At 46.1% G+C, this 12,886-nt stretch carries 12 protein-coding genes and 1 other RNA gene; 1 reads left to right on the plus strand and 12 read right to left on the minus strand.

Annotation, left to right across the window (positions count from 1 at the left end; genetic code table 11):
- Window positions 1-3 precede the first annotated feature (3 nt).
- The gene (gene rplM / locus FD967_RS09535) at window positions 4-432 is read right to left on the minus strand and encodes a 50S ribosomal protein L13 (protein WP_015422034.1); all 429 of its coding nucleotides are present in this window, start codon (window positions 430-432) and stop codon (window positions 4-6) included.
- A gap of 415 nt (window positions 433-847) precedes the next feature.
- On the opposite strand from rplM, the gene FD967_RS09540 reads away from it, so the two are divergent.
- The gene (locus FD967_RS09540; RefSeq protein WP_215325816.1) at window positions 848-1,273 is read left to right on the plus strand and encodes an OsmC family protein; all 426 of its coding nucleotides are present in this window, start codon (window positions 848-850) and stop codon (window positions 1,271-1,273) included.
- Window positions 1,274-1,284: 11 nt separating this feature from the next.
- Here the strand turns inward: FD967_RS09540 and rnpB are convergent.
- The 11 genes from rnpB to ubiE form a co-directional block, all read right to left on the minus strand.
- Window positions 1,285-1,591: RNase P RNA component class A (gene rnpB / locus FD967_RS09545), an RNA gene on the minus strand.
- Window positions 1,592-1,657: 66 nt separating this feature from the next.
- A complete protein-coding gene (gene pyrC, locus FD967_RS09550; RefSeq protein WP_215325817.1) occupies window positions 1,658-2,716 on the minus strand; it encodes a dihydroorotase in 1,059 nt (352 codons plus the stop codon).
- A 2-nt stretch (window positions 2,717-2,718) separates the two neighbouring features.
- On the minus strand, window positions 2,719-4,035 hold the full coding sequence (locus FD967_RS09555) for a glycerate kinase (protein ID WP_215325818.1): 1,317 nt from the start codon (window positions 4,033-4,035) through the stop codon (window positions 2,719-2,721).
- Window positions 4,036-4,044: 9 nt separating this feature from the next.
- Window positions 4,045-5,868, minus strand: a complete 1,824-nt coding sequence (locus FD967_RS09560) for an ABC transporter ATP-binding protein/permease (protein WP_215325819.1) — start codon at window positions 5,866-5,868, stop codon at window positions 4,045-4,047.
- 9 nt (window positions 5,869-5,877) lie between these two features.
- Window positions 5,878-6,336, minus strand: coding sequence for a dihydroneopterin triphosphate diphosphatase (gene nudB, locus FD967_RS09565; RefSeq protein ID WP_371819292.1), 459 nt, complete (start codon window positions 6,334-6,336; stop codon window positions 5,878-5,880).
- 22 nt (window positions 6,337-6,358) lie between these two features.
- Window positions 6,359-8,158, minus strand: coding sequence for an aspartate--tRNA ligase (gene aspS / locus FD967_RS09570; protein ID WP_215325820.1), 1,800 nt, complete (start codon window positions 8,156-8,158; stop codon window positions 6,359-6,361).
- Between the two features lie 16 nt (window positions 8,159-8,174).
- Complete coding sequence (locus FD967_RS09575; RefSeq protein WP_215325821.1) at window positions 8,175-8,828, minus strand: DUF502 domain-containing protein; 654 nt, start codon at window positions 8,826-8,828, stop codon at window positions 8,175-8,177.
- Window positions 8,829-8,892: 64 nt separating this feature from the next.
- Window positions 8,893-10,479 carry a ubiquinone biosynthesis regulatory protein kinase UbiB gene (ubiB, locus tag FD967_RS09580; RefSeq protein WP_215325822.1) on the minus strand — a complete coding sequence of 529 codons (1,587 nt, stop codon included), beginning with the start codon at window positions 10,477-10,479 and terminating at the stop codon, window positions 8,893-8,895.
- Window positions 10,480-10,485: 6 nt separating this feature from the next.
- Window positions 10,486-11,103, minus strand: coding sequence for an SCP2 domain-containing protein (locus FD967_RS09585; protein WP_215325824.1), 618 nt, complete (start codon window positions 11,101-11,103; stop codon window positions 10,486-10,488).
- A 52-nt stretch (window positions 11,104-11,155) separates the two neighbouring features.
- Window positions 11,156-12,067 carry a Tim44 domain-containing protein gene (locus tag FD967_RS09590; RefSeq protein ID WP_215325826.1) on the minus strand — a complete coding sequence of 304 codons (912 nt, stop codon included), beginning with the start codon at window positions 12,065-12,067 and terminating at the stop codon, window positions 11,156-11,158.
- A 56-nt stretch (window positions 12,068-12,123) separates the two neighbouring features.
- Window positions 12,124-12,867, minus strand: a complete 744-nt coding sequence (gene ubiE, locus FD967_RS09595) for a bifunctional demethylmenaquinone methyltransferase/2-methoxy-6-polyprenyl-1,4-benzoquinol methylase UbiE (protein WP_215325828.1) — start codon at window positions 12,865-12,867, stop codon at window positions 12,124-12,126.
- Window positions 12,868-12,886 lie beyond the last annotated feature (19 nt).

Raw genomic sequence — 12,886 nt, forward strand, 5'->3', positions numbered from 1 at the left:
TCCTTAAATCTCTAACGCTTTTGGCTGTTGAGCCGCATGCGGATGACTGGCGTCGCCGTAGACTTTTAATTTCTTAATCATGGCATAACCTAGTGGGCCTTTTGGCAACATACCCTTCACAGCCTTCTCCAAAGCACGACCTGGGAAACGGTCTTGCATCTTGTCGAAGTTAGTGGAGCTGATACCACCTGGGTATCCGCTGTGACGGTAATAAATTTTGTTCAAGCCTTTTGTGCCTGTAACACGCAACTTAGAAGAGTTGATGACAACAATGAAGTCGCCGGTATCAACGTGTGGGGTGTATTCAGGTTTATGCTTGCCGCGTAGACGGAGTGCCACTTCACTGGCGACACGACCGAGGACTTTGTCCGTAGCGTCAATCACGAACCATTCATGCACCACCTCATGGGATTTTGCAGAAAAAGTTTTCATGATTTCTCAAATTGTTATAGTCAAAAAAATTACTCCAACTAAATCACGTCCACTTTGGCCCTGCTTATATTTGCAAGCTCGCAGATTCAGTAATTCACTTGGTAAAACAATTACCGCTGACTGGTTCGGTAATTCAGTAAAGCCTTGAATTATATCCCAAAAAAAACCCAGGAACGAGTCCTGGGCTGGAATCCACCTATGTTTAAGTGGAGGAGACACTGGGAGGTAACTATCTCTTATATAAGACTGACTACCAATATGGTTATTGTATCGAGAAATATGGTGCAACGCAAGAAAATTGACCAAAATCAATCTTTCGATACTTTTTAGCAAAAAACAGCTTGCAAATAAAACCCGTAATTATTGGTAAACTATTGATAATATTGGTTAATTTTTTAAATTAGGGGTCGCTAACATGGAATGTCAAGTAAGTTGGTTGGGTAATGGCGGCATGGCATTTTCGGCAAAAACTGGTAGTGGCCACCAAGTCACAATGGATGGGCCGCCCGAAGCTGGAGGCAAAAATAGTGCTCCAAGGCCTATGGAGCTGATTTTGGCGGGAACCGGTGGTTGCTCCGCATTTGATGTCGTTTTGATCCTACAAAAGGCCCGCCAAGAGATTAGCGCCTGCGATGTCACGCTAACTGCCGAGCGCGCAGAGACTGAACCTAAAGTATTTACAAAAATTAACCTGCATTTCACGGTTAAAGGCAAAAACCTCGATTTATCCAAGGTTGAGCGTGCAGTGAAGTTGTCCCACGAAAAATACTGCTCAGCCACAACCATGCTCGCCAAAACAGCAGAAATTACTTATTCCATCAACGTCCTGAATGACGAATAAGCATTGAGAAAGTGCAGAGTCAATCGATAAGCCGGATTCTGTCGCCCAGATTTGCATCTAGGGGCAATCATTCCTCTAGGCCGGCAGTTACCTGACGGCTCAAGCTCCCTACCCGCAGACTCAGCGGGACGCCTCATCGCCTGCTTACTTGGGATTGCTCCAGGTGGAGGTTACCGCGTTTCACCGTAACCAAATACGCTCGTCTCTGTGGCCCTATTCCTCACGTCACCGTGGATGGCCGTTAGCCATCACCCTTCCCTATGGAGTCCGGACTTTCCTCCCCCTCAATAAAGAGGCGGCGATTGCCCAATTGACTCTGCGCCTGCAGTCTAACGCAGTCGCAGAAATTTAGCCTAAAAATGAATAGAGAAAGTCTTAACTGGCTTAAGCCAAGGTCCAAGCGATAGTTTCACCTGCACGAAGCGGCACAATCGTGTCATCACCCAAAGGAAGTTCTGCAGGAATATTTTGCGCCTGCTTCACCAAAGTTACTTTCTGAGTATTGCGTGGTAATAAATAAAAATCTGGGCCAAAGAAACTAGCAAAGCCCTCAAGTTTATCCAACCTGCCAACACTCTCAAATGCCTCAGCATATAAACCTAGGGCATTGAAAGCACTATAACAACCAGCACAACCGCAAGCAGCTTCTTTAGCGCCCTTGGCGTGTGGCGCACTATCGGTGCCCAAGAAAAATCTGGGGCTGCCACTCGTTGCAGCCTCTAGTAACGCAACACGATGCTCTTCACGCTTGAGTACTGGTAAGCAGTAGTTATGCGGACGGATACCACCAGAAAAAATCGCATTGCGATTCATTAATAAATGTTGCGGAGTAATGGTAGCAGCTATATTGTTTTTTCCAGCAGTTTGCGCATCACGAACATAGTGCGCAGCTTGTTTGGTAGTAATGTGTTCAAACACAATCTTGAGCTCAGGAAAGTCTTTACGTAAAGGTTCGAGCACTTGATCAATAAATACCGCCTCACGATCAAAGATATCAATATGAGTACTAGTCACTTCACCATGTACTAACAAGGGCATACCGACGGTCTGCATTGCTTCAAGCACAGCATTACAACGCTTGATATCACTCACACCTGCATCACTGTTGGTTGTCGCTCCTGCAGGGTACAGCTTAAATCCAGCAATGCCAGCGTCCTTTGCTTTACGCACTTCATCCGCAGCAGTGTTATCCGTGAGATACAAGGTCATTAAAGGTGTAAAACTAGTTACACCCAAAGATTGAAGGTTAGCTTCAATACGACCACGATACGCATTTGCCAAATCAACTGTAGTCACTGGAGGCTTCAAATTTGGCATGATGATGGCACGCGCAAATTGGCGCGCAGTATCCGCTAAGACATCTCGCATCACTTCACCATCACGAATATGCAAATGCCAGTCATCTGGCTGAATCAGTTGAATTTGTATTGGGCTATTCGACATAATTATTGATCAAGCAAGATGATGCGGAAATCGTTCACGTTTGTCAGTGTGGGACCAGTTTCCACCAAAGCATCTAATTGCGCAAAAAAACCATAGCAATCGTGCTGATCTAGGTACTGCAAAGGGATCAAGCCTTGCTTATTGGCAGCCTGGCGAATCTCAGAGGTAAACCATGCACCGGCATTCTTTTCACTACCATCGATACCATCAGTATCTGCAGCCAAAGCGGAAACATGAGGAAGATCAGTTGTTGCTGTAAAGAATGAAAGCAGGTACTCACTGCAGCGACCACCACGGCCTTTAATTCCATCGGGAATGGTTACCGTACACTCACCACCCGAGATGAGGGCGATTGACTTACCCATCTTCAAGTGCTGACGTGCTAGAGTGGCTTGTTCTATCCCTACAGCTTGGGCCTCACCCGTAATAGTGTCACCCAAAATTACTGGCTCATAACCTTGTGTGCGGACGTAGTCTGCCGCAGCCTCAAGACTCTTATAGGCAGTGGCAATCACATGATTACTTACTGAAGTGTTTTTCAGGTCAACCTCTTTTAATGTCTCCGGAACCTCGCCAGCAAGACCACGCTGCAAATGGGATGAAACAGATTCTGGAATAGAGTTAGAACCTAAGTGATATTTAGCCAAAATATCCAGAGCATCCTGGTAGGTCGAATAATCTGGCGCGCAAGGTCCACTCGCAATATCTGCTGGCGCATCTCCAGTGACGTCCGAAATCAGCAAGGCTTCAACTCGAGCGCCACGTGCAATAGCCAGCCTTGCCAAATTGCCACCCTGAATCGCTGACAAATGTTTACGTACAACATTCATCTCTTCAATTGGTGCACCGGAGCGTAATAGCGCTTCGGTAGTCTTGCGCATATCTTCAATACTGATGCCAGCTTGGGGCAAAGTGAGCAAACTTGAACCGCCGCCGGAAATTAAGGCAATCAAAATGTCACCAGCTTGTAATTCAGCAACCAAGCGATAGATTTCTTTAGCACCGTCCATACCCGCTTGATCTGGTACAGGATGACCTGCTTCAATAATTTGAATATGACTAGTAGGTGAGGCGTGCCCATAGCGGGTCAATACCACTCCCTCGATAGTTGCATTAGGCCAACAACTCTTAGCATGCAACTCTAAGGCCGTTGCCATTGATGCACTGGCTTTGCCTGCACCCACCACCAAACATCTTCCCTTCGGCTCCAAGCCTTGAGGAAAGATCTTACTGAGGTATTCAGGAACGATTTTTTTTGGGTCAGCAACCGCCAAAGCTGCGACAAAGGCATTTTTGAGAATAGTTTCTTGCTTGCTCATGTAGATATTCTAATCAAGAACGATGCGCTCTTGCATTTGCCACATTTCAGCATATCGGCCACCAGCAGCCAATAGCTCTATATGCGTTCCACGCTCCACTATTTGGCCATGCTCCATTACCAAAATTTGATCGGCGTGAATAATAGTGGAAAGCCTATGGGCAATAATCAAAGTCGTACGGTTTTTAGCCAAGCCAAGTAGCTCTTCCTGAAACGCCCGCTCCGTTTTAGAGTCCAGCGCCGACGTTGCCTCATCAAAAATTAACATTGCTGGCTTTTTGAGTAGGGTGCGTGCAATCGCAACACGTTGCTTTTCGCCGCCAGATAATTTCAGTCCACGCTCACCTACTTGGGTATCGTAGCCATCTGGGAGATGCTTGATGAAACGATCGATCTGCGCCGCCCTAGCGGCCTCATGAACCTCTTCAATCGAAGCGCTGGGATTACCATAAGCAATGTTGTAGCCAATGGTGTCATTAAACAAAACAGTGTCTTGAGGAACGATACCAATCGCTTTGCGTAAACTTGATTGAGTGACATTCACAATATTTTGATCATCGATTAGGATTTTGCCGGACTGAACATCATAAAAACGAAATAGTAGGCGGGCTAAGGTACTCTTGCCAGCACCGCTTTGGCCTACGACTGCAGTAATGGTTCCCGCCGGAATATTAAAGTTAACATCCTTCAGAATCTCACGTTTAGCATCGTAATAAAAAGAGACATTCTCAAAACGAACATCCGGACCACGGCTTTGATTACTTACGTGCAAAGGCTGAGCATTGGGGGCATCCGCAATCTCCTTCTCTGTATTGAGAAGTGAAAACATACGATCCATGTCTGTCAGCGCCTGCTTAATCTCACGATAGATCACGCCTAAGAAATTCAGCGGGATATACAACTGAATCATCAAGGTGTTAACTAAGACCAAATCACCCAAAGTCATAGATCCATCAATCACACCCAATGTAGCGCGCCACAGAATCATGACTAGTCCGACAGCAATAATGGCCTGCTGACCAAAATTGAGAAGCGCTAAGGATTTTTGAGATTTCACGGCAGCAGCTTGATAGCGCACCAAATTTTGATCGTAACGACTAGCCTCAAAGGCTTCATTACCAAAATACTTTACTGTCTCAAAATTTAAAAGCGAATCAATTGCTTTCTGATTAGCCTTGGAATCCATGTCATTCATGGTTCGGCGAAAGTGGGTGCGCCATTCAGTCACCACCACTGTGAAACTGATATAGAGCACCAAAGCTACCAGCGTAATGGCAGCAAACCAAATATCGTATGCATAAGCAAAATAACCGAGCACCAAACAAAACTCAATTAAAGTAGGCAGGATGCTGTAAAGCGAATATGAGATCAGTGACTGAATGCCACGTGTACCACGCTCAATATCTCGACTAACTCCACCGGTCTGACGTGCTAAATGAAAGCTCAGTGCTAGGGAGTGCAGGTGCTCAAAAACTTGTAGCGCGACTTTACGAACGGCATTTTGAGTAACGCGTGCAAAAAGAGATTCACGTAACTCGGTAAATAAGGAGGCAGATATCCTTAATAGGCCATAGGCTAGTATCAATCCAGCCGGAACTACTAATAATGCCTGGGGCGAATGCGCCTTGATATTGAGAGCATCAATCAATTGCTTCATCAGAATTGGAATACCAAGGTTAGTAACCTTGGCAGCAACCAAGCATGTCAGGGCAATCGCAACCCTAAACTTGTATTCCAATAGATAGGGAAGTAGGTCACGAATAACCTTCCAGTCGCTACCCTGTGATGGCTTTGAATCGGCTACTGAATGATGATGCCCTGATGAATGTCTCATCACTCTATCTTAGTCAGTTACGCTCTGACGTGCAGAAAATAACTTGAGAATTGCTGCGCCATTGCTAGGAGAGAAACATTTATTCGCTGCTTCAGTGTGAGGCAGCCATTGATAGGCAACGTGCTCTCTTGGCGCCAATCTAACTGAGACCTCATTTGGAACAAGCAAAGAGAACCAATGCTCGGTATTTCTGGTCACTCCAGGGGCGTAGCGGTGACGCCATTGTGGGTAAATCTCATACTCAATCTGATGATGCATATCCAGTAAGGAGCTCGCTGTAAGAGATTGAACATCAATTCCGGTCTCTTCAAGGACTTCGCGTGCGGCAGCAACACTAAGATCCTCGTCGAGGAAATCAATACTACCAGTAACAGATTGCCAAAAATTAGCTTTATCAGCCCGCTCAATTAGCAAGACCTCCCCATTCGATTTGTAAATAACAACTAAAACCGAAATGGGGATTTTCAAAATGATCTAAAGACTGTCTTACTTAAGCAGCGGGGGCAGCTTGGCGCAAACGAATATGCAACTCTTTTAACTGACGCTCGTCTACTGGGCTAGGAGCCTGAGTAAGTAAGCACTGCGCACGCTGTGTTTTAGGGAAGGCGATTACATCACGGATAGATTCAGCACCGGTCATCATCGTGACGATACGGTCCAAACCAAATGCAATACCACCATGTGGAGGTGCGCCGTACTGCAAAGCATCCAATAGGAATCCAAACTTCGCCTGAGCCTCTTCAGCACCAATCTTCAAAGCGCGGAATACCTGGCTTTGCACTGCTTCTTGATGAATGCGGACTGATCCACCACCAATCTCACTGCCGTTCAGAACCATGTCATAAGCTTTAGCTAAACACTTTCCAGGGCTCAATTCGAGATACTGCATATGCTCATCTTTGGGACTAGTGAATGGATGGTGGCATGCAACCCAACGGGCATTGTCTTCATCGTATTCAAACATTGGGAAATCAACTACCCACAATGGCTTCCAACCTTCGGTAGATAGACCATGCTCTTTACCCCAAGCAGAGTGACCAATCTTGAGACGCAAACCGCCAATAGCATCATTCACTACTTTTTCTTTATCAGCACCGAAGAAAATAATATCGCCATCTTTAGCGCCAGTGCGTTTCAAGATGCCTTCGATAGCAGCATCATGCAAGTTCTTGACGATTGGTGATTGCAAGCCATTGCGGCCCTCTGCAACTGAGTTCACCTTGATCCATGCCAAACCTTTAGCGCCATAGATAGCTACAAATTGAGTGTAGTCATCAATTTCACTACGACTAATTTCAGCACCGCCAGATACGCACAAACCAACTACGCGTCCACCCTCTTGGTTTGCTGCACCAGAAAATACCTTGAAATCGACATCTTTCATTAAATCAGTCAATTCAGTAAATTCAAAATTCACACGCAGATCCGGCTTGTCTGAACCAAAGCGCGCCATACCCTCTGAATAAGGCATGGTTGGAAATGGATTAGGCAACTCCACATTCATCGTGGTTTTGAAAATATGACGAATCATGTTTTCAAATAAATCACGGATTTCTAGCTCATCCAAGAAAGCTGTTTCACAGTCAATCTGAGTAAATTCGGGCTGACGATCAGCACGCAAATCTTCGTCTCGGAAGCACTTGGTAATTTGATAGTAACGATCAAAACCGGCCACCATCAACAGCTGCTTAAATAGCTGGGGAGACTGTGGCAAAGCAAAGAACTGACCATCATGCACACGTGAAGGCACCAAGTAATCGCGAGCACCCTCAGGAGTGCTCTTCGTTAACATTGGTGTTTCGATATCAATAAAGCCTGCAGCATCCAAGTAACGACGGCATTCCATGGCTACGTTGTAACGCAAACGTAAATTCTTTTGCATTTGCGGACGACGCAAATCCAAAACACGGTGAGTTAAGCGAGTAGTCTCAGATAAGTTCTCATCTTCCAATTGGAATGGAGGAGTAATAGACGCATTCAAAATTACTAGGCCCTGGCAAAGCACTTCAATTTTGCCGCTGACTAAATCATTATTCTCAGTACCAGCAGGACGTGCGCGCACCAATCCTTTGATCTGAATACAAAATTCATTACGAACCTGCTCAGCCAATGCAAACATCTCAGGACGATCTGGATCGCAAACAACTTGAACAAAACCTTGATGATCACGCAAGTCAATAAAGATCACGCCGCCATGGTCACGACGACGATTAACCCAACCAGAGAGGGTAATCTCTTGACCAATGAGTGATTCAGTTACCTGACCGCAGGTATGGCTTCGCATCGACATAACAATTTCCTATAAATCAAAGATGACGGTTTGACTGAGTAGCAGCCAAACCAGTTGGACTGGTGGGGGGAACTGATCCCATTGAAACAATATGTTTGAGCGCCTCTTCTACGCTCATCTCTAATTCAATGGTGTGCGCACGTGGGACTATCATAAAAAATCCAGAGGTTGGATTTGGAGTGGTTGGTAGGAAAACATTCACGTAATCCTCACCCAACTTAGCAGCCACTTCCTTTGCTGGCATACCAGTCTGAAATGCAATCGCCCAAGAATCTGCATGGGGGTAGCGAATTAATAATGCCTTGCTAAACGCTTGGCCACTGCCAGAAAATAACGTGGAAGATACTTGCTGAACACTAGAGTAAATCGATCGCACAATCGGAATGCGATTCATCAAACGGTTCCATACCTTCATCCACCACTGCCCCGCAAAACTGATCGCAAGGAACCCAGTAATCACAATGACTGAAACAACAATCAGAATGCCCACACCTGGTAATTCACGGAAATGTTGTAAATCACCGGCAAACTGATTGGGGAATATAGCAATAATGGCATGCATTACAGAACCAAAAACACCGTCGAGCAGGCCCAATCCCCCTGCAATCACCCAAATGGTGATTGACATCGGTGCCCACACCAGAATGCCTGCGATAAAGTATTTTTTCATTTGCCCACGCTTACGCTTTGCCTAACCTAGCATTTTAGCGGTTTAAGCGCCAGCCGGCGACAGTCTAGTAAAGACCAAGGCCAATTATCAGAATTCCAGCCAAAAAGCCACCCGCAAACAGCAAGGCGCCCACCAAAAGGCGATGAGTCCGTCTTTCCTGCATTAAAAGGCCTTTTAAAACCTCTAATTCAGCATTTTGCTCTCTTTGCGGACCGCGCCCTTGCGCCAGACTCTCCGCAATCAGGCGGGGCAAGGTTGGCAGTATTTTTGCCCAAGAAGGCGCTTCACTTTTAAGCCCCTCAACCAATCCGCGCCAACCCAACTGCCTACTGATCCATTTTTCCAGAATCGGCTTTGCAGTCTGCCAAAGATCGAGATCGGGGTCTAATTCACGCGCTAAACCTTCCACATTTAGCAATGTCTTGGATAGCAGGGATAGTTGTGGCTGTACTTCGACCTTAAAACGACGAGATGTTTGGAACAAGCGCACCAAGACAATGCCCAAAGAAATATCTTTTAGAGGTCGATCAAAGTAAGGTTCGCAAACGGAGCGTACCGCACCTTCCAATTCTTCCACACGGGTATCTGCAGGCACCCAACCAGATTCCACGTGCAATTCTGCAACACGCCGGTAGTCACGGTTAAAGAAGGCTAAAAAGTTGAGCGCCAAGTAGTTTTTATCAGTCTCACTTAATGCGCCAACAATTCCGAAATCCAGAGAAATAAATCGCCCAAAACTATCTGGCTCCAAGCTGATCATGATATTTCCAGGGTGCATATCTGCATGGAAAAAACCATGTTCGAATACTTGGGTAAAAAATATCTCCACACCCTCTGCCGCTAATTTTTTGAAATCTACTCCAGCAGCACGTAATTCATCAAAACGACCGATCGATATACCGTTCATTTTTTCCATGACAATCACATTGGTGTGACATAAATCCCAATACATTTCTGGAATCATGAGCTTGTCTGAATCAACAAAATACCTTCTTAACTGACTGGCATTAGCAGCCTCACGCATGAGATCGAGCTCATCATGAAGGTGTCTATCAAACTCCGCAACGTTTTCAGTTGGCTTTAAACGACGACCATCAGAAGATAATTTTTCAATAATTTTTGCCAAGTCATACATTAAGGCAATATCGCTCTCAATCACCGGGAGGATGCCTGGACGTAAGACCTTGATCGCAACTTTTCGCCCATTCCATTCTGGATGCCTCTCAGTGGCACGTAAAGTTCCAAAATGTACTTGAGCTACAGAAGCACTAGCTACCGGTGTTGCATCAAAACTAATAAATATTTCTTCAATCGGTAAACCAAGCGCCTTCTCAATTAAGAGTCGTGATTCTGCGTTGGAAAATGGTGGCACTTGATCCTGCAACTTTGCCAATTCATTGGCAATGTCTTCTGACAATAAATCACGTCGAGTAGAAAGCACTTGTCCAAATTTTACGAAAATCGGACCGAGCGCTTCTAAGGTCAAACGGATGCGCTCACCTCTAGGTAGAGATTGTCCTGGTGATATCCAGCAAAAAATAGTTAATAGGCCACGCGAAATACCAGGCCTTAGAATATCGCGCAGCAGTGGCAATAAGCCATAACGCCATGCGGTAAAGAAAATGAAATAGAGCCGGGCTAATCGACGCACAATGAATTAACCTTTTCGCTCTAAAATTTGGATGCGCTTTTCTAGACGATCAACTGCATCACGTAACACACTGAATTCATTCTTACGAATTAAAAAATCACGTTTATTCAAAAGAACTTTTCTTTCTTCACTGACATACTCAATGACATTTTCTAATAGATCGGTCGCTGCAGCTTTCCCGGCAGAAATGAATTTCTTACCTTGGCGTACAGCAAAGTTTGCAGGTGCATCGCCAATGAAGCGCGCTAGGTCTTCCTCATACTCCCACCGAATTTGACCTGCTAAGCGGCCCAATAGCTGCGCCAAGTCAGCATCGCCAGTAATCTTCACCGACTTCATTGCTTGCTCCCGCAAGTTGGCAGGGCCACCACCTAAAGCGCTCAATGCTTCAGGGGAAACTTCCAGCTCTAATGACGGGGTATCCGCATGAGTCAAGGCAAGCAGGGAGCCCTCGGGTGCTATCTCAAAAAAGAGCTGCCCAATCGGCAAACTGAGCAAAATGACTTTACCAGCATGGCGTGACAACTCCGCCATAGCCCATGGCTCAGACTTGAGGACGTGATTTATGCCTCGGCAAGCGGCAGACGCTGCAATATGGTGGCTGGTGGGAGATACGGTGTTCATCAGTGTAAAAAACCCGCACAAGTGCGGGCTTTCAGTGGAAAGTACTACAAGCTTAAACTAACTGAGAGATACCTGCTAGTACCCAGCCTCCAGGACCGCTTACCGGCTTGCTGAGGTTCCATACTTCAGAGAAATTATTCGCCTGTGCACCTACTTGTTCACGAATCATGCCAGTGAACTGCACGCTACAGTAGTAAGTATTGTCAGCTGTCTCAATTCCGAGCAGCTGCGCATTGAGTGTCACTACATCGGTTTGATTTGCGCTATCAGCACGTCCAGCCAGGTCTTGCTCAATCGTGGCGAACATCTCTGGTGTAGCGTACTCGCGTAATGCAACTAAGTCACCCTGATCCCACGCCTTTTGTAAGCCTGAGAAAAACTGTTTAGCATTATCCAAAAATGCATACTCATCAAACCCTGGCGGCAGGGTTGATGGAAATGGTGCAGGCTCAGCAGCAACGCCACCAAATGCACTAGCAGCTGGCGTAAACGCAGGCTCTTGTCTTGGCGTCTGGTCTAAATTAGTACGCTGCATACCTTGCGAGGTCACTTGAGGACTTTTATTGGCACCAGATAAAGCGGGGATCATTTTTCTCATGATAAATATGATGGCAAATCCTGCTAGAGCTGCAATCAGTAATCCAGTGATCAATGAAGATGCCCCCTCACCTAAACCAAAATGGGATAAGAGGAAGCCAATACCAAGACCTGCAGCTAAGCCACCCAAGATGCCACCCATACCCCCAAAGCGACTTGGTGCTGGCGCCTGAGGAGCTGCAGCTGGTGCAGCTGGTTGCGCTTGTTGAGCCGGCTTTTGTGCGGGAGTGGCTTGTTTTTGTATTGGTGCACTTGGTGCCTTGCCAACACTTTTACCGCCACCTAAACGGGCAGCATTGGCGTGACCAACGGTAGCAAATATTAAGCTAAGGCTTAACAGAACTGCTTTGAAAAAATGCTTATTCATATTTTGATCCCCTATAGAACTACTTTAATTCTTGACTAGCAAAAACTACAAAATCACTAGTATTTAATACCAATATGGAGCGCAACGATACCCCCAGTCATTCTGTGGGTATCTACCTCGTCAAAACCCACTCCTAGCATGATGTCTTTAAGGGCCTGAGCATCTGGGTGCATCCGAATGGATTCTGCTAGGTAGCGGTAGCTCTCAGAATCTTGGGCAATCTTTTCACCCAACCAAGGCAACACCTTAAATGAGTAGGTGTCATAAATCGGACTTAAAAAGGCATCCGGTTTCGAGAACTCCAGCACCAACACTCGACCACCGGGCTTAATGACTCTGAGCATCTCTGCCAAAGCAAGGTCTTTATGGGTCATGTTTCGCAAGCCAAACGCCACTGTCACCACATCAAAGTGATTCGCAGGGAAAGGAATTTTTTCAGCATCGAACTGAACGCAGGGTAAAGCCAATCCCTGATCGAGAAGGCGATCACGGCCAACTCCCAACATGGAGGCATTGATATCACTTAACCATACTTGAGCTTCAGGGTTATGGCCCCAGCCTGCTGCACGCGCAAAGGCAGCGGCTAAGTCACCCGTGCCGCCCGCAATATCCAATACTTTTTGACCAGGGCGTACTTGAGCACGAGCAATCGTGACTTTTTTCCACAAGCGATGTAATCCAAATGACATCAAGTCATTCATGACATCATATTTACTCGCTACAGAATGAAATACCTCGGCGACCTTACCCGCCTTTTCAGCCTCATCGACGCTTTGGTATCCAAAATGGGTCTTACTCATATTCTTCTTTACTTAACTG

This window comes from Polynucleobacter sp. JS-Mosq-20-D10 (assembly GCF_018687755.1).
Lineage (GTDB): Bacteria > Pseudomonadota > Gammaproteobacteria > Burkholderiales > Burkholderiaceae > Polynucleobacter.